We start from the raw sequence: 20,903 nt of genomic DNA, 5'->3' as shown, positions 1-20,903 counted from the left end.
ACGGGCAGGGGGGACCCTAGGCGATGCCGCGGTGCAGTGCAAAGCCGCGGCGCGATGATTCAGCGCGCGACCGGGGGCGCGGGGTAAGCGAGCACCGCGCCGGTGTAGCGCTCGACCACCGCGCTGATGGGGACGCCGTCGGGGAGCAGCAGCACCGCGTGGTTCTCTATCACGGTATCGGCCACGTCGACCTCGGCGCGCCGCGGCCACCGCCACGATGCCAACGTCTCCCATCGGCGCGGCAGCGGCGACCACAGGTGCTGGCTGGACAAGGTGTAGCGACGGAAGCGGAGCGGCTGCGCGGCGCGGCCGAACGGCGTGTCGCTGGTGTCGAGCTGGCGGTTGATGTCGGTGGTGAGCCGCGCGGGGACATACCAATTGTCCGCGTCCGACAGGACGTGCGTGCCGCAGCGCAGCCGCACGTGGCGATAACCGAGCCGCTCGGTGGCGGAGGCCTTGAGCAGGGTGCGGATCTCGGGCGGCGCGGGGCGCTCCTCGCCGCGGACCCGCTCGGCGGTGATCTTCGGGTTGGCCGCCATCTGATGCTCGGCGCACCAGCCGTCGAGCACCAGCGTGGCGCTGTCGCTGGCGGCGAGCCGGTCGCTCAGCGCGTGGAGCGCGGCATCGGCGGCGAGCCGGCCCTGCACCGTGCCGACCCAGCTGGGCGGGAGCGTCGCGGCGGCAGCGGGTGTGACGACGAGGAGGAAGGCTGCGAGGAGGAGGGGGTGGTGCATGCGACCATTATAACGGGACTGGACCGTGCGAGCCCGATGTGATCCGAGATCCTCCCCGGCACGGGGAGGGGGACCATGCGCAGCATGGTGAAGGGGGGCTTCCGCGGGCGCTGCGTGAGGGGAAAGGCCCCTCCACCACTCGCTTCGCCAGCGGTCCCCCTCCCCGCGAGCGGGGAGGAGTGAGCCGCCGCCGCCTCACACCTCCGGCAGCACCTGATCCGCCACCCCCCAGCCCTTGAGCGAGCGGCCGTTCGCGCGGGCGATCAACTCGGCGGCGTCGGTGACGTGCCAGCGCGCGGCAGTGTCGAGGTCGCGAAGCTCGGTCCAGGAGACCGGCGCGGCGATCGGGGCGCCCGCCCGCGCGCGCGCGGCATAGGGCATGATCGCGGTCGCGCCGCGCTGGTTGCGCAGATAGTCGATGAAGATGCGGCCCGTGCGCTTGGCCTTGCTCATGTTGGCGACGAAGCGATCGGGCTCGGCCTGCGCCAGCGCGCGCGCGAACCGCTCGGCGAAGTCGCGCACCGCGGGCCATGCCGCCGCCGGCGTCAGCGGCACCACGACGTGGACGCCCTTGCCGCCCGACAGCAGCGGGAAGCTCGTCAGGCCGAGCTCGGCCAGCTGTTCCTTGAGATGCTCTGCCGCGCGCTTGGTATCGGCGAAGTCGAGCCCCTCGTCGGGGTCGAGGTCGAACACCAGGCGGTCGGGCCGCTCGAGCGACTCGACCGTCGCGCCCCAGCCGTGGAACTCGATCGTTCCCATCTGGACGCAGGCGACGAGGCCGTCGGCCGAGTCGACGTACAGGTAGTTCTCGGTCGAGCCGTCCTTCTCGCGGATCGGCACCTGGTGGACGGTGTCGCCGAACGAGCCGGCGTCGTGCTTCTGGAAGAAGCAGTGTTTGCCGCGCCCCTGCGGGCAGCGCACCAGGCTGATCGGGCGGTGGCCCGCCCAGGGCAGCATGATGCCCGCGACCGTCAGATAATAGTCGGCGAGGTCGCCTTTCGTCACCTTGCTCTCGGGGAAGATGACGCGGTCACGGCTCGACACCTTGATCGAGGTGCTCGGCGTCGAGGTCTCTCGCGCCGACGCCGGGCGCTCCACCACCACCTCGCGCGCCGGCTTGTCGCCGCGCAGGCCGAGGAAGCTCGAGTGGCGCAGCACGCCGTCGGGGGTGGTCTCGGCGAAGGCGATCTCGGCCACCAGCTCGGGCCTGACCCAATGTGCGCCGCGCACCGCCGCGCGCGGCGCCTCGACCGTCGGCGTCTTGCGCTCGATCTTCGCCAGTCTCGCGCCCAGCTCCTCGATCAGCGTGGCAGAGAAGCCCGTGCCGACCTTGCCGGCGTAGCGCAGCGCGCCGCCCTCGTTGACGCCGAGCAGCAGCGAGCGGAAGCCGCGGCGCTTGTCCGACGAGGTCCAGCCGACGATCACGAACTCCTGCCGGCGCGTGCACTTCACCTTGAGCCACGCCTGGGTGCGTTTGCCGCGATAGGGCGCGTCGGCGTTCTTCGACACGACGCCCTCGTATCCCTCTCGGCACATCGTCTCGAACAATTGCTCGCCCGCGCCGACGACATGCTCGGCGAACTGGAGCCGCTCCTCGCCCGCGCCGAGCAGCGCGCGCAGCCGCTCCTTGCGCTGGACGTTGGCGAGCCCGCGCAGATCCTCGCCGTCCTGCTCGAGCAGGTCGAAGGCGAAGAGCGTCATCGCGCCGCCGGCGGCGATGGCGTCCTTGAGCGTCGAGAAATCGGGGCGCCCATCCTTGAACGCGACGATCTCGCCGTCGAGCAGCGCGCTGCCGATCGGGAGCGCCGCGGCGGCCTCGGCGATGCCGGCGAACTTGTCGGTCCAGTCGAGCCCGTTGCGCGTATAGACCCTGGCCGCGCCGTCGGCGACCGCGACGAGCGCGCGATAGCCATCGTATTTCACCTCGTGGATCCAGTCGCTGCCGCTCGGCACCGAGTCGACCAGGGTGCAGAGCTGCGGCGGCTCATAGGCGGGGAGCGCGGCCTTGCGGCCGCGCCTCGCGGTCCTCGTCTTCGTCTTGGGCGTCTCGGCCCCCTCGTGCGGCGCGGCGCCCTCGGCGATCTCCTGCATCGTGCGGCCGGTGGCGACGCTGGTCAGCGCGGTCTCGACCAACGTGTCGGTGCCGCCGGTGTAAGCGTCGTCGACCTTGCGCAGCAGCCAGTTCTCGCCCTTCTCCTTGCCGCGCGGGCGCAGCCGGATCAGCAGCCACTCGCCCTTCATCCGCTCGCCGTCGAGCACGAAGTGGAGGTGGCCCTTGTCGAGGTCGTGCGCGCTCTTGCCCGCGATCGGCGACCAGGTGCCGCGGTCCCACAGCATCACCGTGCCGCCGCCATATTCGCCCTTCGGGATGGTACCCTCGAAGGTGGCGTAGGAGAGCGGGTGGTCCTCGGTCCGCACCGCCAGCCGTTTCTCGTCGGTGTCGAGGCTCGGGCCGCGCGTGACCGCCCAGCTCTTGAGCACGCCGTCGAGCTCGAGCCGGAAGTCCCAGTGGAGGCGGGTGGCGTCGTGCTTCTGCACCATGAAGCCGTTGCCATGGCCCGGCGCGAGCGTGCCGGCGGGCTCGGCGGTGCGGGTGAAGTCGCGCTTCGCGTTGTAGCGCGCGAGCGGGTCGGCCTGGGGCGCAGGAGCGGCGACCGAGCTGCCTTCGGCCTTCTTCTTCGTCACGTGGCCCACTCCTCACACGGGCGGCCGCCGCCCTGCGCGGATGTCCCAGCGACTACCGTCATCCGGGATCCACCGCGCCACGTGCTCATGAAGGGTCGATGCCGCCGACGAGTGGATCCCGGGCCAAGTCCGGGATGACGGATGAGTGAAGCAACCCTCACGCGCTCTTCTTCGCCGCTGGCTTCCGCGCCGCCGGCTTCTTGGCGGGCGCCCGCTTCGCCGCCGGCTTCGCGGCGGGTTTGGCCGCGGCCTTGTTCTCGTTGGCCGCGCCGCGCGAGCCCTCCATCGACTTCTTCAGCGCCGCCATCAGGTCGACCACGTTCGACGCCGAGCGCGCGTCACCCGAGTCCTTGTCCTCGATGATCTTCCGCCCGTGCGCCTTGCGCTTGCGCTCGATCAGCCCGCGCAGCGCGTCGACGTAGCGGTCATGGAACTCCTGCGGGTCGAACGCGCCGCTCTTCTTCTCGATCAGCGCCTCGGCCAGGTCGAGCAGCTCGGGGTCGGGCTTCTGATCGGGAATGTCGCGGAAATAGCCCTGCGCCTTGTTGACCTCGTCGGCGTAGCGCAGCGTCTCCAGCACCATGCCGCGGCCGCACGGCTTGAGGCTGACGACATATTCGCGCCCGCGCATCGCCAGCTGCCCCAGCCCGACCTTCTTGGTCCGGCGCAGCGCCTCGCGCAGGACGATGAACGCCTCCTCCGCCAGATCGTCGGCGGGGACGACGAAATAGGGCTTCTCATAATAGAGCACGTCGATCTCGCTCGCGTCGACGAACTGGGTGAGCTCGAGCGTCTTCTTCGACTCGAGCTTCACCGCGTCGATCTCGTCCTGTTCGAGCAGGACGTACTCGCCCTTCTCGACCTCGAAGCCCTTGACGATCTCGTCGGTGTCGATCGGCCCCATGCCGGGGACCACCTTCTCGTATTTGATCCGCTTGCCCGAGGGTTCGTGGATCTGGTGGAAGCTGACCTGGGCGCCCGACTTGGTCGCCGAGTAGATCTCCACCGGGATCGACACCAGCGCGAGCCGGATCTGTCCCTGCCAATATGCCCGCGCGGCCATGTCGCTTCCCTTGTTCCGGAGGCGATTCAATCATTTGCTGACGAGCGGGTTCCCTCGTCGCCGTGCCGGCCCGATCGGGCGTGGAAATCGAGCGCTTTTTCGCCTAGATGCGCGCGATGGCCGACGATCCGATCGCGCTCTTCGACCGCTGGCTCGCCGAGGCGGAACAGAGCGAACCCAACGACCCCAACGCGATGGCGCTCGCCACCGCGGACCCCGCCGGCCGCCCGTCGGTCCGCATGGTGCTGCTCAAGGGGCACGGGCCGGACGGCTTCGTGTTCTACACCAACCGCGGCAGCCGCAAGGCCGAGGAGCTCGGCGCGAACGCCCAGGCCTCGCTGCTCTTCCACTGGAAGTCGCAGCGACGCCAGGTGCGCGTCACCGGCGCGGTGACGCGCGTCGGCGACGCCGAGAGCGACGCCTATTTCGCCTCGCGCGGGCGCGACTCGCAGCTCGGCGCCTGGGCCTCGGACCAGTCGCGACCGCTCGACTCGCGCGCCACGTTCGAGGCGCGGGTCGACGAGATGCGCGCGCGCTTCGACGGGCAGGACGTGCCGCGCCCGCCGTTCTGGGGCGGCTATCGCGTCGCCGCCGAGGAGATCGAATTCTGGCAGGACCGCGCGCACCGGCTGCACGAGCGCCGGCTGTTCACCCGCGCCGACGATGCCTGGAACGAGGGTTTGCTCTTCCCATGACCAACGAGGAACGCCGCCGCGCCGTGCCCTTGGCGATGCGCGCCGCGCTCGCCAGCGTGGCCATGGCCACGTCGCTGCTGCTGGTGAAGGGCTATGCCGCCTGGCACACGGGCTCCGTCGCGATGCTGGGCAGCCTGGCGGACACCGGGCTCGACCTGCTCGCCAGCCTGGTCACCCTGTACGGCGTCAAACTGGCGGCCGAGCCCGCCGACCACGACCATCGCTTCGGCCACGGCAAGGCCGAGGCGCTCGCCGCTCTGTTCCAGGTGGTGCTGATCACCGCCTCGGCGATCGGCATCGCGGTGCGCGCGATCCAGCGCTTCTCCGCGCCCGCCGCCAACGAGGACGCGGGCCTGGGCATCGGCGTCTCGGTACTCGCCATCCTCGCCACCTTCGCGCTGCTCGCCTATCAGCGCAGCGTGATCCGGCGCACCGGCTCGGTCGCGATCCTGGCGGACAACGTCCATTACCAGTCCGACGTGCTGCTCAACGTGGCGGTGATCGCGGCGCTGGTGCTCGACCAATATGTCGGCCTGTCGGGCGCAGACCCGGTGTTCGGCATCGCCATCGCCTTGTGGCTCGCCTGGGGCGCGTTCCAGGCGTCGAGCCAGGCGATCGACATGCTGATGGACAAGGAATGGCCCGAGGACCAGCGCGCCGCCTTCATGGAGGTGGCCGCGCGCCAGCCCGGCATCCGCGGCATCCACGATTTTCGCACGCGTCGCGCCGGCAGCCACGATTTCGCACAGTTCCACATGGAGGTCGATCCGACGCTCACGGTGCGCGACGCGCATGACATCGTCGAGCGGGTCGAGATCGCGCTGCGTGAGACCTTCCCGCGCGTCGAGACGCTGATCCACCTCGACCCCGAGGGGCACGTCGACACCGACAATCCCCTGGTCGAGGCCGATGTCACCCCGCATTGGTTCGGCAAGCGAGTAGGTTACTGATGCGCATCCCCTTCGCCCAGATCGACGCGTTCGCCGACGCCGCCTTCGCGGGCAATCCGGCGGCGGTGATGCCGCTGGCGAGCTGGCCAGAGGACGCGCTGCTCCAGCGGATCGCGCAGGAGAACAACCTGAGCGAGACCGCCTTCCTGGTGCCCGACGCGAGCGGCGAGAGTGATCTCGAGCTGCGCTGGTTCACGCCCGCGGCGGAGGTGGCGCTGTGCGGTCATGCCACGCTGGCGAGCGGCCACTTCGTGCTCTCGTCGGACGGCGACCGCGACTCGGTGCGCTTCCGCACGCGCCGGGCGGGCGTACTGGAAGTGACCCGCGCCGAGGGGGCGCCGGGCGCCAGCTACGCGATGGCGCTGCCGGCCTGGGGCCCCACGCCGCGCCCGCTGCCCGAGGTGGTCGCGGCGCTGGGCGTCGAGGCGGTCGAGACGCTGTGGCACGAGAAAGGCTACGCGCTCGTGATCGTCGCCGACGAGGCCGCGGTGCGTGCCGCCGCACCCGACGGTCGCGCGATCAAGGCGCTCGGCCCGATCGTCCATATCGTCGCGGCGCGCGGCGAGACCGCCGAGGTCGTCAGCCGCGTCTTCACCGACTTTTTCGACATTCCCGAGGATCCGGTGACCGGCTCGGCGCACGCGGTGATGGTACCTTATTGGGCCGAGCGGCTGGGTCGCGACTCGTTCGGCGCGTATCAGGCGAGCGCGCGGGGCGGGCGGGTCGGCTGCCGGCTGGAGGGCGACCGCGTGATCCTCCGCGGCGACTGCGTCACCGTGATCGAGGGTACATTCCTCCTTCCCTGATCCTCGTCCTACAATGAGGATAGCGGGTGCGTGTCACCCGCACGCGCGGCGCCGCGCGGGCGTGCGTCTGTGTGTGTGGTGGTAGCGCTCGCCTTCGTGGGTCAGCTTCCGCATCTACTCTCTTGTTTTCCGATCGGAGCAGTATAGATTGGCGTTGACGGCGCGAGGCGCCGCCTATCTGAAGGGGATCGGAGTTGATGAAGAAGATCGTCGCCGGTGTGACCGGGATCAGCCTGGCGCTGGCGCTTGCCGCCTGCGGTTCGAAGACCAGCAACGACACCGCCGCCAACGAAACGCTGGCGAATGAGACGGTGCTCAACGAGGAACTGCCCGCCGACGGCAATTTTGCCTCGGTCGGCAACGGCACCGATCTCGGTGCGCTGCCCGCCAATGCGACGGGCGAGAACGTGAGCGCCGCCGCGGGCAACACGCTCTGATCCGAGTTTCGGCGCCTCTCCCACGGGCGCCGCACCAGACCGTCTAGTGCTCCCTAGACCAACCTCCGCCCGGCGCCCCCGCGCCGGGCGCTTGTTGTCGGCTCCCGTGACCGTCGCCGCGGCCAAGCGCCCCGTTCCGGCGTCGGCCGGCGCTTGCTCCCATCGCTTCGGCTGAGTAACCGCGGAGCGAGCCTCCGCAGCCCGGGACCGAGCGTGCAGTACGTCGAGCAGTTACGCCCGCGCCGCGCGCCCAACGTGTTGCCGCGGCTGATCTATCTCTGGCGGTTCGGGCGACTGCCCGATCTCGCCGTGCCGCGCCGCTTCAGCGAACTGGTGTACGCGCGCAAATTGTTCGAGCGTGACCCGCGCTGGCCCGCGCTCGCCGACAAGGTGGCGGTGAAGGCGCATGTCGCCGCGGTACTCGGCGACGACTGGCTGATCCCGACGCTGTGGCATGGCACGACGCTGCCCGACGCGCCGCCCTGGCCGCGCCCGTTCGTGCTCAAATCGTCGCATGCCAGCCAGCAGAGTGTGTTCGTCCGCGCCGGCGAGCCGCTCGACTGGGAGGCGGTGCGGCGCCGGGCCGCGCGCTGGCTGCGTCGGCCCTACGCGCCGCTGCTGCACGAGTGGCTCTACTCGGAGATCGTGCCGCAGCTGCTGGTCGAGCCGCTGATCGGCTGCGGCCGCGTCCTGCCGGTCGACTATAAGTTCTTCGTCTTCGGCGGACGGGTCGAGTTCATCCAGGTCGACCTCGACCGCGAGCACCACCATCGCCGCGTCATGTTCGACCGCGCGTGGCGTCGGCTCGACCTCGCCTTCGAGTTCCCCGCGGACCCTCGTCCCGTGGTCCCCCCGGCGTCGCTCCAGCGGATGATCGCGGCGGCGGAGACGCTCGGCACACCGCACGATTTCGCGCGGGTTGATCTCTACGACGTCGGTGAGCAGCCCTATTTCGGCGAGTTCACGCTCTATCCCGGATCAGGCCTCGACCGCTTCCGCCCGGGCAGCTGGGACCTGCACTTCGGCTCCTACTGGGCCGATCAGCGTCCTGCGTCCGGTCAGGCGGCGAAGCGGTACGGCTCCGCCGTGGGCGCGGAGACGACGGCGGCGGGCACCGGGGCGGTGGCGCGCGCGCGCTCGGCGCCGCGATGGCTGATGATGAGGTAAACGAGCGAGAACATGGACGACCTCTAAGGCGAATGCTGCGCTGCAGCACTAGCGGGCATGTGGTCGGCCCGTGACGAGCGCGCAATTGCAAGCTCTTGGTTCGTGGTTGCAGCGCGCGCAATCGCGTCGCGGAGCGCCGGCAACGCGAGCGGCAGGCCGGCGAGCCACACCGGCGCCAGCATCAGCCCCCAATAGCTGTTCTCCGGCCGGCCGATCAGCAGCGCTGGCACCAGCCAGGCCGCCAGCGCGAGAGTGACGCGCCGCGCATAGCCGCCCGGCGCGCTCGCCCAGCCGTAGAGCGCGAGCGGCACCAGCAGCGCCGTCGCGGCGGGGACCAGCGCCAGCGGCGTGGTCGCGCGCGCCATCGCCAGGTCGAAGGCCCAGCCACCCGCGCGGACCCAGCCCTGCGACTCGCCGTCACCCGGTCGCAGCACGGTCGCCACCGCCGCGGCGTGCGCGGCGAGCGCGAGTACGGCGACGACGGTCGCGGCGATCCAGCCGAGCACCTCGTCGCGGCGCCGGTCGAGCGCCGCGACGAGCGCCATCACCGCCAGGTAAGGGAGCGCGAGCTCGCGCACGAGCGCGGCGGCCAGACCGAGCAGCGCGGCCACGCGCCAGCGGCGGTTGTCCCGGCACGCGAGTGACAGGGCGACCAGCAGTCCAGCCCAGCACTCGGGCCAGAGCGCGACCACGGGGTTGGCGAGCGGCAGCGTCGAGGCCGCCGCGATCGCGCTCGCGCCGCCCCAGAGCACGCGCGACCCGGCTGCGGCGCGCAGGCGGGACGCGGTGGCGAGCGCGGCCAGCAGGGCGAGCGCGCGCAGCCACCACAGCGCTGCGTCCTCGCCGACCAGACGGTAGAACCAGGCGCGACTCGGCAGCCGCACCGCCACCGCGGGCCGGAGCGGGAAGTCGCGCGCGCGATGCTCGGCGGCGGCGGCGGTGTAATATCCCTGCCCGGCGGCGAGGCGTCGATCGATCGCGCGATAGAGCGCGGCGTCGCCGCGATCGGCGGACGTAGCGGGGCGCGCCGCGGGCAGGGCAGGGGAGAGCAGGCCGACCACGATCAGCAGCAGCGTCGCTGCCAGCAGCCATCCCGCGGCGCGGCGACGGGCCGGCAGCGGGGCGGGGGAGGGCAGGCGCGCGACGGACATCTGCCATCCCTGCGCGCCGGGTAGTTAACGCGCGGTCAACCCGCCGGCGATCAGCAGCCGGGGTGGCGCAGGTGGAAACGATACGCCCATAGCAGCAGGGTCGCGCCGCCGAGCAGCAGGCTGGACCGGGAGCGCGGCCGGCACCAGGCGCACAGCAACAGCGCCACCACTGGCACCAGGGTGAGCGCGGCGAGCAGCGGTCGAGCCGGGTCGCGCGCGCCGAGCACCGCGCAATGCGACGCGGGCGATAGCTCGTCACCCCCGCCGACCCACTCGAGCGGGCTGGTCGAGAGCGTCACGATCGAGAGCGCCGCCGCCAGTGTCGACAGCACGAGCACGAGCCGCTTGGCACGGGCGAGCTGCCATAGCGCGCGATCGCGTCGGCTGCCGGGCGCTCGGCTGACGGGTGCCGTCGGCTCATCCTCGGGCTTCGGCGCGGGCGACGCCGGTCGCGCCGCTTGGCCGCGACGCGCCGCCATCGCTCAGCAGGCGTCGATCAGCGCGCGGAGCGCGGGGTCGCGCACCTCGAGCACGTCGAACAGGCCGATCGCGCGGAGCACCGGCACCGCTCGCGCGATCGCCTCGGTGAGCAGGGCGCGTTCCGACCCGGCGATGTCCGGCTCGACCCAGCGGCGGGCGTTGCGCAGGAACGCCGCGACCGTGCCCTTTCGCGCGCTGAGCCCGTCCAGGTCGGTCTGATCGACACCGTCGGCGAGGATGTCCTCGGCGCGAACGGGGCGGGGCGGCTGGTCGATCACGCGCTGGCTCCGTCAGGGATAACCCTCTCATCCTAGGACGCTCCGCCGCTCGACGGCCGCCCCGAGGCACAAAAAAGAAGCCGCCGCCCGGCATTCCGGGCGGCGGCTCGATCAGGTCGGCGGCGCGGCTCTCACCGCCGCCGCGTCTCACTTCTCGTTGAGATACTCGCCCGCGTCGGCGTCGGTGCCGGTGCCCGAGGGCACCACCGCCGCCAGCGGGTCGCTGCCGGTGCCGGCGTCGTCGCGCGGACTGCGCGCTTCCTCGGCGGCGCGGGTCTGCGACGCGGTGCCGGCCGAGCCCGCCGCGATCATCGCCTCCTGCAGCTTGCGCTGCTGGACGCGCAGCGCGGCGTCACGCGACGAGGCCGCCACGCGCAGGCGGTTCATGCCCGCGCCGGTGCCCGCCGGGATCAGCCGGCCGACGATCACATTCTCCTTGAGGCCCATCAGCGTGTCCTGCTTGCCCTGGACCGCCGCCTCGGTGAGGACGCGGGTGGTCTCCTGGAACGAGGCCGCCGAGATGAAGCTGCGGGTCTGCAGCGACGCCTTGGTGATGCCCAGCAGGATCGGCTTGCCCGCCGCCCGCGCCTGGCCGTTCTCCAGACGATCGTTGATCGCGTCCATCTCCTCGCGGTCGACCTGCTCACCGACCAGCAACGTGGTGTCGCCGCTCTCGATGATCTCGACCTTCTGGAGCATCTGGCGGACGATCACCTCGATGTGCTTGTCGTTGATCTTCACGCCCTGGAGACGATAGACCTCCTGGATCTCCGACACGAGGTATTCCGCCAGCGGCTCGATGCCGAGCACCTCGAGGATGTCGTGCGGGTCGGGGCTGCCGCCGATCAGGTTGTCGCCACGCTTGACGTAGTCGCCTTCCTGTACGTCGATCACCTTCGACTTGGGCACGAGATACTCGACGACCTCGCCGCCGTCCTCGGGCTGGATGCCGATCTTGCGCTTGGCCTTATAGTCCTTGCCGAACACGACGCGGCCCGAGACCTTCGCGATGATCGCGTTCTCCTTGGGCTTGCGCGCCTCGAACAGCTCGGCGACGCGCGGCAGACCGCCGGTGATGTCGCGCGTCTTGGCGGACTCGCGCGCGACGCGGGCGAGCACGTCGCCGGCCTGCACCGTCCCATTGTCCTCCACCGAGAGCACCGCGCCCGGCGCCAGCAGGTAGCGTGCCGCCTCGCCCGAACCCTCGTCGAGCAGGGTCATGCGCGGGCGCAGATCCTCCTTCGACTTCGTGGTCGCGCGATACTCGATCACCACGCGCTGCGCGATACCGGTCGCCTCGTCGACCTGCTCGGTGAGCGTCTTGCCCTCGATCAGGTCCTGGAACTTCACGGTACCGCCGGTCTCCGTGATCACCGGCATGGTGAACGGATCCCACTCGGCCATGCGGTCGCCCTTGGAGACGATGTGGCCGTCGTCGAACATCACGTACGCGCCGTACGGGATCTTGTGGACCGCCAGCTCGCGCCCGTCCATGTCGACGATCGCGATCTCGGCCGAGCGGCTCAGCACGACGCGGCGGCCGCGCTGGTCCTCGATCACGCGCACGTCGCGGAACTCGACGGTGCCGTCCACCGGCGCCTCGAGGTTCGACTGCTCGTTGAGCTGCGCCGCGCCGCCGATGTGGAAGGTCCGCATCGTCAGCTGGGTGCCCGGCTCGCCGATCGACTGCGCCGCGATCACGCCGACCGCCTCGCCGATGTTGACCGGGGTGCCGCGCGCGAGGTCACGCCCGTAGCACTTGCCGCAGACGCCGACCTTGCTCTCGCAGACCAGCGGCGAGCGGATCTTCATCGCCGGGATGCCCAGCGCCTCGATCTGCGCGATCATCGGCTCGTCGAGCAGCGTGCCGACCGGGATCACCACCTTGCCCGTCTTGGCGTCGACGATGTCCTCCGCCGTGGTGCGGCCCAGGATACGCTCGCCGAGCGACGCGATGGTCGAGCCGCCCTGGACGATCGCCTTCATCTCGAGCGCGCGCTCGGTGCCGCAATCCTCCTCGATGATGACGCAGTCCTGCGACACGTCGACGAGGCGGCGGGTGAGATAGCCCGAGTTAGCGGTCTTCAACGCGGTGTCCGCGAGGCCCTTGCGGGCGCCGTGGGTCGAGTTGAAGTATTCGAGGACGGTCAGGCCTTCCTTGAAGTTCGAGATGATCGGGGTCTCGATGATCTCGCCCGAGGGCTTGGCCATCAGCCCGCGCATACCCGCCAGCTGCTTGATCTGCGCCTGCGAGCCGCGCGCACCCGAATGCGCCATCATGTAGATCGAGTTGATCGGCTTCTCGCGGCCCGTCTCCGGGTCGACCTTCACCGCCTTGATCTCGTTCATCATCGAGGCCGCCACCTGGTCACCGCAGCGGCTCCAGGCGTCGATCACCTTGTTGTACTTCTCCTGCTGCGTGATCAGGCCGTCCTGATACTGCTGCTCATAGTCCTTCACCTGGTCGCGCGTCTCGTCGACCAGCTTCTCCTTGTCGCCCGGGATGATCATGTCATCCTTGCCGAAGGAGATGCCGGCGCGGAAGGCGTGGCGGAAGCCGAGCGCCATGATCGCGTCGGCGAACAGCACCGTCTCCTTCTGGCCGGTGTGGCGATACACCTCGTCGATGACATCGCCGACGTCCTTCTTGGTCAGCAGCCGGTTGACGACGTCGAAGGGCACCTTGTGGCTCTTCGGCAGCGTCTCGCCCAGCAGCATGCGGCCGGGAGTGGTCTCGAAGCGCTTGAGATACTGCTTACCCTGCTCGTCGGTCTGCGGCACGCGGCTGACGATCTTGGTGTGGAGCGTCACCGCCCCGGCGTAGAGCGCCTGGTGCACCTCGGCCATGTCGCCGAGCAGCATGCCCTCGCCGGGCTCGCCCTGCTTCTCCATCGACAGGTAATAGAGGCCCAGCACCATGTCCTGCGAGGGCACGATGATCGGCTTGCCGTTCGCCGGGCTGAGGATGTTGTTGGTTGACATCATCAGCACGCGCGCTTCCAGCTGCGCCTCGAGGCTCAAGGGCACGTGCACGGCCATCTGGTCGCCGTCGAAGTCGGCGTTGAACGCCGAGCAGACCAGCGGGTGGAGCTGGATCGCCTTGCCCTCGATCAGCACCGGCTCAAACGCCTGGATGCCGAGCCGGTGGAGCGTCGGCGCGCGGTTGAGCAGCACGGGATGCTCGCGGATCACCTCGTCGAGGATGTCCCAGACTTCCTTGCGCTCCTTCTCGACCCACTTCTTCGCCTGCTTGAGCGTCATGCTCAGGCCCTTGGCGTCGAGGCGCGCGTAGATGAACGGCTTGAACAGCTCGAGCGCCATCTTCTTGGGCAGTCCGCACTGGTGCAGCTTGAGCTCGGGGCCGGTCACGATCACCGAACGGCCCGAATAGTCGACGCGCTTGCCGAGCAGATTCTGGCGGAAGCGGCCCTGCTTGCCCTTGAGCATGTCGGACAGCGACTTGAGCGGGCGCTTGTTGGCACCCGTGATCGTGCGGCCGCGGCGGCCATTGTCGAACAGCGCGTCGACCGCCTCCTGCAGCATGCGCTTCTCGTTGCGCACGATGATGTCGGGCGCGCGCAGCTCCATCAGCCGCTTGAGGCGGTTGTTGCGGTTGATCACGCGGCGGTACAGGTCGTTGAGATCCGACGTGGCGAAGCGGCCGCCGTCGAGCGGCACCAGCGGGCGCAGCTCGGGCGGGATCACAGGGATCACCTCGAGGATCATCCACTCGGGCCGGTTGCCCGACTCGAGGAAGCTCTCGACGACCTTGAGCCGCTTGATGATCTTCTTGGGCTTCAGCTCGGACTTGGTGGTCGCGAGCTCCTCGAGCAGCGCGACCTTCTCGCCCTCGAGATCGAGGCTCTCGAGCATGATGCGGACGGCTTCCGCGCCGATGCCGGCCGAGAAGGCGTCCTCGCCATACTCGTCCTGCGCCTCGAGCAGCTCGTCCTCGGTGAGGAGCTGATACTTCTCGAGCGGGGTCAGGCCCGGCTCGATCACGATATAGGCCTCGAAGTACAGCACGCGCTCGAGCTGCTTGAGCTGCATGTCGAGCAGCAGGCCGATGCGGCTCGGCAGCGACTTGAGGAACCAGATGTGCGCGACCGGGGCGGCCAGCTCGATATGGCCCATGCGCTCGCGGCGGACCTTGGAGACGGTCACCTCCACGCCGCACTTCTCGCAGACGATGCCCTTGTACTTCATGCGCTTGTACTTGCCGCACAGGCACTCATAGTCCTTGATCGGACCGAAGATGCGCGCGCAGAACAGGCCGTCACGCTCGGGCTTGAACGTGCGATAGTTGATCGTCTCGGGCTTCTTGATCTCGCCGAAGGACCAGCTGCGGATCTTGTCCGGCGACGCGATCCCGATCTGGATCTGGTCGAACGTCTCCGGCTTGGCGAGCGGATTGGCGAAATTGGTCAGTTCGTTCATCTTGATGAACCTCTTTCAAATCTCTCCTCTCCCAGCGGGAGAGGAAGGGGCCCGCTCGGCATCGCCGAGTGGGAAGGTGAGGGCGGCGCGCGGCGCGTCACTCCCACCCTTCCGCGGCCTGCGGCCGCTCCCTCCCTCTCCCGCCGGGAAAGGGAGGGCGCTTGCTCATTCCGCTGCGATCGCGACGCCGTCCTCGTCCACGCCCAGGTCCATCGTCTTGAGATCGACGTTGAGACCCAGCGAGCGCATCTCCTTGACCAGCACGTTGAAGCTCTCGGGGATGCCGGCCTCAAACGTGTCGTCGCCCTTGACGATCGCCTCGTAGACCTTGGTGCGGCCGACGACGTCGTCGGACTTCACCGTCAGCATCTCCTGCAGCGTGTAGGCGGCGCCGTACGCCTGGAGCGCCCACACCTCCATCTCGCCGAAGCGCTGGCCGCCGAACTGCGCCTTGCCGCCCAGCGGCTGCTGGGTGACGAGCGAGTAGGGCCCGATCGAGCGCGCGTGGATCTTGTCGTCCACGAGGTGGTGCAGCTTGAGCATGTAGATGATGCCCACGGTCACCTTGCGGTCGAACTGGTCGCCGGTGCGCCCGTCGAACAGGTCAGACTGGCCCGAGCGATCGAGCCCGGCGAGCTCCAGCATCTCGGCGACATCGGCTTCCACCGCGCCGTCGAACACCGGGGTCGCCATCGGCACGCCCGCCTTCAGGTTCTGCGCCAGCTCGACGATCTCGTTGCCGTCGCGGGCGCGGATGTCGTCGAGATAATGCTCGCCATAGACGGTCTCGAGCCGCTCCTTCACCGCCGCGGGCATCTCGCCCGCCTTGGCGTCGGGGTTGGCCTCGCGCCAGTCCTCGAGCGCGTGCGAGATCTGCTGGCCCAGGCCGCGCGCGGCCCAGCCCAGGTGGGTCTCGAAGATCTGCCCGACGTTCATGCGCGACGGCACGCCCAGCGGGTTGAGCACGAGGTCCACCGGCGTCCCGTCGGCGAGGAACGGCATGTCCTCGACCGGCAGGATGCGGCTGATCACGCCCTTGTTGCCGTGACGGCCGGCCATCTTGTCGCCCGGCTGCAGCTTGCGCTTCACCGCGACGAACACCTTGACCATCTTGAGCACGCCCGGCGGCAGCTCGTCGCCGCGCTCCAGCTTCTCGCGCCGATCCTCGAACTTGTCGCGGATCTTCTTGGCGGCCTCGTCATACTGCGCCTTGACCGCCTCCAGGTTGGCCTGGACCGCGTCGTCCTGCACCGCGAACTTCCACCACTCGTGGCGGTCGACGCTGTCGAGCAGGTCCATGTCGATCGTGGCGCCCTTCTTCAGGCCCTTCGGCACCGCCGTGGCGACCTGGTCGAGCAGCATCTCGCGCAGGCGCGACCAGGTGGCGCGGTTGAGGATCGTGCGCTCGTCGTCCGAGTCCTTCTTCAGGCGCTCGATCTCCTCGCGCTCGATCGCCATCGCGCGCTCGTCCTTGTCGATGCCGTGGCGATTGAAGACGCGCACGTCGACGATCGTCCCGGCGACGCCCGGCGGCAGGCGCAGCGAGGTGTCACGCACGTCGCTGGCCTTCTCGCCGAAGATGGCGCGGAGCAGCTTCTCCTCCGGCGTCATCGGGCTCTCGCCCTTCGGCGTGATCTTGCCGACGAGGATGTCGCCCGGCTCCACCTCGGCGCCGATGTAGACGATGCCCGCCTCGTCGAGGTTGCGCAGCGCCTCCTCGCCGACGTTCGGGATGTCGCGGGTGATGTCCTCGGGCCCGAGCTTGGTATCGCGGGCCATCACCTCGAACTCGTCGATGTGGATCGACGTGAACACGTCGTCCTTCACGATCCGCTCGGAGATGAGGATCGAGTCCTCGTAATTGTACCCGTTCCACGGCATGAACGCGACGAGCGCGTTGCGGCCCAGCGCCAGCTCGCCGAACTCGGTCGACGGGCCGTCCGCGATGACGTCACCGACGTTGACCACGTCGCCCACCTTCACCAGCGGGCGCTGGTTGATGCAGGTCGACTGGTTCGAGCGCTGGAACTTCATCAGCGTGTAGATGTCGACGCCCGACTCGGTCGCGCTGACGTCACCCGTCGCCCGGATCACGATGCGGCTGGCGTCGACCTGGTCGATCACGCCGGCGCGCTTGGCAGCGATCGCCGCGCCCGAGTCGCGCGCGACGGTCTCCTCCATGCCCGTGCCGACGAACGGCGCCTCGGCCTTGACCAGCGGCACCGCCTGGCGCTGCATGTTCGAGCCCATCAGCGCGCGATTGGCGTCGTCGTTCTCGAGGAACGGGATCAGCGACGCCGCGACCGACACGAGCTGCTTCGGGCTCACGTCCATCAGCGTGATCGTCTCGGGGAGTGCCATCAGGAACTCGCCCGCCTGACGCGCGGAGACCAGCTCCTCGGTCAGCCGGCCGCTATCGTCGAGATCCGCCGAGGCCTGCGCGATCGTGTGCTTGGCCTCCTCCATCGCCGACAGATAGACCACCTCGCCGGTGACCTTGTTGTCGACGACCTTGCGGTACGGCGTCTCGATGAAGCCGTATTTGTTGACCCGGCTGAAGCTCGCGAGCGAGTTGATCAGGCCGATGTTCGGGCCTTCCGGCGTCTCGATCGGGCAGATGCGGCCATAATGCGTCGGGTGGACGTCGCGGACCTCGAAGCCCGCGCGCTCGCGGGTGAGACCGCCCGGCCCGAGCGCCGAGACGCGCCGCTTGTGCGTCACCTCGGAGAGCGGGTTGGTCTGGTCCATGAACTGCGACAGCTGCGACGAGCCGAAGAACTCGCGCACCGCGGCGACCGCGGGCTTGGCGTTGATCAGGTCGTTCGGCATGACCGTCGACACGTCGACCGACGACATGCGCTCCTTCACCGCGCGCTCCATGCGCAGCAGGCCGACGCGATACTGGTTCTCCAGCAGCTCGCCGACCGAGCGGACGCGGCGGTTGCCGAGATTGTCGATGTCGTCGATCTCGCCCTTGCCGTCCTTCAGGTCGACCAGGGTCTTGACGACCGCCAGGATGTCCTCGGTGCGCAGCGTCGTCACCGTGTCCTCGGCGTCGAGGTCGAGGCGCATGTTGAGCTTGACGCGGCCCACCGCCGACAGGTCGTAGCGGTCCGGATCGAAGAACAGGCCGGCGAACAGCGACTCCGCGGTCTCGAGCGTCGGCGGCTCGCCGGGGCGCATCACGCGGTAGATGTCGGACAGCGCCTGCTCGCGCTCCTCGGCCTTGTCGGCCTTGAGCGTGTTGCGGATCCACGGGCCCGTCGTGACATGGTCGATGTCGAGCAGCTCGATCCGGTCGATCCCGGCCTTGTCGAGCTTCTCGAGGCTCTCCGGCCCCATCTCGTCGCCGGCCTCGACGTAGATCTCGCCGGTCTTCTCGTTGATCAGGTCATAGGCGGAATAGCGGCCGTAGATCTCCTCGGTGGGGATCAGCAGTGTCTGCAGCCCGTCCTTGCCCGCCTTGTTGGCGGCGCGCGGGGTCACCTTGGTGCCCGCGGCGAACACCACCTCGCCCGAGGCGGCGTCGATCAGGTCGAACGTCGGCTTCACGCCGCGCCAGTTCTCGGCCGCGAACGGGATCTGCCAGCCACCCTCGCCGCGCACGTAAGTGACGCGGTTGTAGAAGTGGTTGAGGATCTCCTCCGAGTTGAGTCCCAGCGCGTACAGCAGCGCGGTCACCGGCAGCTTGCGCTTCCGGTCGATGCGGACGTTGACGATGTCCTTGGCGTCGAACTCGAAGTCCAGCCAGGAACCGCGATAGGGGATGACGCGCGCCGCGAAGAGATACTTGCCGCTCGCGTGCGTCTTGCCGCGGTCGTGATCGAACAGCACGCCCGGCGAGCGGTGCATCTGCGAGACGATCACGCGCTCGGTGCCGTTGATGAAGAAGGTGCCGTTCTCGGTCATGAGCGGCATGTCGCCCATGTAGACGTCCTGCTCCTTGATATCGAGCACCGAGCGGGTCTCCGTATCGGGATCCACCTCGAACACGATCAGGCGCAGCGTGACGCGCATCGGCGCGGCATAGGTGATGCCGCGCTGGCGGCACTCCTCGACGTCGAACTTGGGCGGCTCGAGCTCGTAGGTCACGAAGTCGAGCTCGGCGGTGCCGGCGAAGTCACGGATCGGGAAGACGCTGCGCAGCGTCTTCTCGAGACCCGAGACATAGCCGATCGAGGGATCCGAGCGCAGGAACTGCTCGTAGCTCTCGCGCTGGACCTCGATCAGGTTCGGCATCTGCACGACTTCGTGGATGTTGCCGAAGACCTTGCGGATGCGCCGCTTGCGCGTGCCGCTGAGCCGGTCGGAGCGCGCGGAGCCCGCGTCGATCGCCTTGGTTGCCATAGGAGCGTGTGCCTCGTCAGCCAGAATTTACGGGCGCATGGGACCGAACGGCGAAAGGCCGCGCGTCTGATCCCGGCGAACGGGAGACGGCGACCTTCAGCGTCCTGAACCCCTCGATCCCATACGTATGGCGCGCTGCGCGACGGCGCGTCATGTCCCGGAACCGAAGGAAGAGGGCGGGATATAGGCTCGTCGCGGCGGAGCGTCAACCGGGCCGGCGCGGGGCGGCGGCGCGCGGGCGGGCGGTTGACCTCGGCGGTCGACACGGTAGCGGTCGGGCGATGTTCATGCGTGACACTGCCTTCCTGCTCGCGCTCGCACCCGTCGCGGCGCCGGCCGCGGCGCAGCAGGCGACTCCGGCGCCGGCCACGACGGTGCCGCCCGCTGCCTCGGCGGTGCCCCCGCCGATCAGCTGGTCGCTGCCGCCGGGACCGGGGTCGCCGCCGAACGTGCCGCCCGTCGTCGCGCCCGTGCGGGTGGCGCCGACGCCGCGGCCCACGCCGCGCCCGACCGCGACGCCGCGTGCGACGGTGAGCCCGCGTGCGGCCGCCGCGCCGCGGCCGCGCGCCCTCGCGACGCCGACGCCGACGCCGAGCGCGCCGCTCCCCACAGCCGCGCCGCTCGCCGCGCCGACGGCCTCGGCGCCGATCGACGTTCCCGCGCCGACGCCGAGCATCCCGGCCGCGGTGCCGGTACCGGTGCCGCCGCCGGCCTCGGCACCGCCGGCGCCGCTGTGGCGCGCGGACTGGCTGATCGCCGGTGCGCTCGTCCTGCTCGCCGGCGGGGCGTTGCTGCTATGGTGGCGCCGTCGTCCGGTAGCCGGCGCCGGGGTGGAGGACGTCGCGCTCGTGCCAGCCGAGCCGATGCCATTATCACCCCCGCTGCCGCCGCGTCTCACAGAGCCGCTCGTCGGCGTCGGCGGTGAGCGCGCGCGGCTCACGTTGGCGCTCCGCCCGCGCCGCGGCGGGATCAACCTGCTCACCGCGACGCTCGACGCCGAGCTGGAGATCGTCAACGCCGGTGCCGCGCCCGCGACCGCGGTGCACGTCGCGGCTCGCCTCTTGAGCGCGCACCGCGACCAGCAGGCCGAGCTCGCCGCCTCGTTCGCGCAGCCGCTGGGACGGCCCGCCGTCGCGCCGTTCGCGCTCGCGCCGGGCGAGCGGCGCGTGCTGCCGTTGCTGCTGACGCTGCCCCGCGCATCCATCGTGCCGATCGACATGGCGGGGCGCGCGATGTTCGTGCCGGTCGCGGCGGTGGACGTGCGCTACGCCAGCGGGGAGGGGGAGGCGCAGAGCGCGGCGGCCTTCGCCGTCGGGGTGGAGCGGGAGGGGGCGGCGAAGCTCGCGCCCTTCTGGCTCGACGCGCCCGCGCGGATGCACGAGAGGCTCGGCGTTCGCGCGCACGGCGAGCCGGTCACGCGCTGACGGCTGATCCGGATCTATCGCAGCGATCGCGCCAACATTCGTTGGATCGCGCGGTGACCCTCAACTTAAGTCCGGGATGACGGCGAGAGGAGCGCGATGGCGGCGCGCAGCGCGTCAACCGCCCGCGGGAGACGGAGCGTCCGCGGACACGCGCCGTCGCACCAACGCGAACGGGGCGACCTTCCGCCAGGAAGACCGCCCCGCCACTGCTGAGTCCGTGACCCGCGGGCGAGCCCGCGGGATCCGGTG

Annotated in this window: 14 protein-coding genes; 6 read left to right on the top strand and 8 right to left on the bottom strand. The window is 69.9% G+C overall.

The genetic code is table 11. The features are described 5' to 3' along the window. Positions 1 to 59 precede the first annotated feature (59 nt). From KZ813_RS09515 to ku, 3 genes are all read right to left on the bottom strand, one after another. Positions 60 to 734 carry a hypothetical protein gene (locus KZ813_RS09515; RefSeq protein ID WP_219754745.1) on the bottom strand — a complete coding sequence of 225 codons (675 nt, stop codon included), beginning with the start codon at positions 732 to 734 and terminating at the stop codon, positions 60 to 62. Between the two features lie 195 nt (positions 735 to 929). Beyond that, positions 930 to 3,419, bottom strand: a complete 2,490-nt coding sequence (gene ligD, locus KZ813_RS09510) for a DNA ligase D (protein ID WP_219754744.1) — start codon at positions 3,417 to 3,419, stop codon at positions 930 to 932. A gap of 157 nt (positions 3,420 to 3,576) precedes the next feature. After that, positions 3,577 to 4,482: a non-homologous end joining protein Ku gene (ku, locus tag KZ813_RS09505; protein WP_219754743.1), complete on the bottom strand. Its 906-nt coding sequence runs from the start codon at positions 4,480 to 4,482 to the stop codon at positions 3,577 to 3,579. A gap of 116 nt (positions 4,483 to 4,598) precedes the next feature. On the opposite strand from ku, the gene pdxH reads away from it, so the two are divergent. From pdxH to KZ813_RS09480, 5 genes are all read left to right on the top strand, one after another. Continuing rightward, positions 4,599 to 5,177 (top strand): pyridoxamine 5'-phosphate oxidase, encoded by a 579-nt coding sequence (gene pdxH, locus KZ813_RS09500; protein ID WP_219754742.1) that lies wholly within the window; start codon positions 4,599 to 4,601, stop codon positions 5,175 to 5,177. Then, positions 5,174 to 6,127, top strand: a complete 954-nt coding sequence (locus KZ813_RS09495) for a cation diffusion facilitator family transporter (RefSeq protein WP_219754741.1) — start codon at positions 5,174 to 5,176, stop codon at positions 6,125 to 6,127. The genes pdxH and KZ813_RS09495 overlap by 4 nt, the downstream gene beginning before the upstream one ends. Beyond that, on the top strand, positions 6,127 to 6,933 hold the full coding sequence (locus KZ813_RS09490; RefSeq protein WP_219754740.1) for a PhzF family phenazine biosynthesis protein: 807 nt from the start codon (positions 6,127 to 6,129) through the stop codon (positions 6,931 to 6,933). The genes KZ813_RS09495 and KZ813_RS09490 overlap by 1 nt, the downstream gene beginning before the upstream one ends. A gap of 197 nt (positions 6,934 to 7,130) precedes the next feature. After that, positions 7,131 to 7,370 carry a hypothetical protein gene (locus KZ813_RS09485; RefSeq protein WP_219754739.1) on the top strand — a complete coding sequence of 80 codons (240 nt, stop codon included), beginning with the start codon at positions 7,131 to 7,133 and terminating at the stop codon, positions 7,368 to 7,370. Positions 7,371 to 7,583: 213 nt separating this feature from the next. After that, on the top strand, positions 7,584 to 8,537 hold the full coding sequence (locus KZ813_RS09480; RefSeq protein ID WP_308461845.1) for an ATP-grasp fold amidoligase family protein: 954 nt from the start codon (positions 7,584 to 7,586) through the stop codon (positions 8,535 to 8,537). A gap of 23 nt (positions 8,538 to 8,560) precedes the next feature. Here the strand turns inward: KZ813_RS09480 and KZ813_RS09475 are convergent, their stop codons facing one another. The 5 genes from KZ813_RS09475 to rpoB form a co-directional block, all read right to left on the bottom strand. Further along, entirely contained in the window at positions 8,561 to 9,688 is a 1,128-nt protein-coding gene (locus tag KZ813_RS09475) for a hypothetical protein (RefSeq protein WP_219754738.1), read from the bottom strand. Between the two features lie 50 nt (positions 9,689 to 9,738). After that, the gene (locus KZ813_RS09470; protein WP_219754737.1) at positions 9,739 to 10,167 is read right to left on the bottom strand and encodes a hypothetical protein; all 429 of its coding nucleotides are present in this window, start codon (positions 10,165 to 10,167) and stop codon (positions 9,739 to 9,741) included. A 3-nt stretch (positions 10,168 to 10,170) separates the two neighbouring features. After that, on the bottom strand, positions 10,171 to 10,446 hold the full coding sequence (locus KZ813_RS09465) for a hypothetical protein (RefSeq protein ID WP_219754736.1): 276 nt from the start codon (positions 10,444 to 10,446) through the stop codon (positions 10,171 to 10,173). 147 nt (positions 10,447 to 10,593) lie between these two features. Continuing rightward, entirely contained in the window at positions 10,594 to 14,883 is a 4,290-nt protein-coding gene (rpoC, locus tag KZ813_RS09460) for a DNA-directed RNA polymerase subunit beta' (protein ID WP_219754735.1), read from the bottom strand. A gap of 165 nt (positions 14,884 to 15,048) precedes the next feature. Further along, on the bottom strand, positions 15,049 to 19,230 hold the full coding sequence (gene rpoB, locus KZ813_RS09455; protein WP_219754734.1) for a DNA-directed RNA polymerase subunit beta: 4,182 nt from the start codon (positions 19,228 to 19,230) through the stop codon (positions 15,049 to 15,051). Between the two features lie 287 nt (positions 19,231 to 19,517). On the opposite strand from rpoB, the gene KZ813_RS09450 reads away from it, so the two are divergent. Further along, positions 19,518 to 20,654 carry a hypothetical protein gene (locus KZ813_RS09450; protein WP_219754733.1) on the top strand — a complete coding sequence of 379 codons (1,137 nt, stop codon included), beginning with the start codon at positions 19,518 to 19,520 and terminating at the stop codon, positions 20,652 to 20,654. Positions 20,655 to 20,903: the final 249 nt, after the last annotated feature.

The organism is Sphingomonas folli, from assembly GCF_019429525.1.
In the GTDB taxonomy this organism is placed as follows: domain Bacteria; phylum Pseudomonadota; class Alphaproteobacteria; order Sphingomonadales; family Sphingomonadaceae; genus Sphingomonas; species Sphingomonas folii.
The sequence above is the reverse complement of the archived record's forward strand: the minus strand, read 5'-3'. Positions and strand labels throughout refer to the sequence as shown.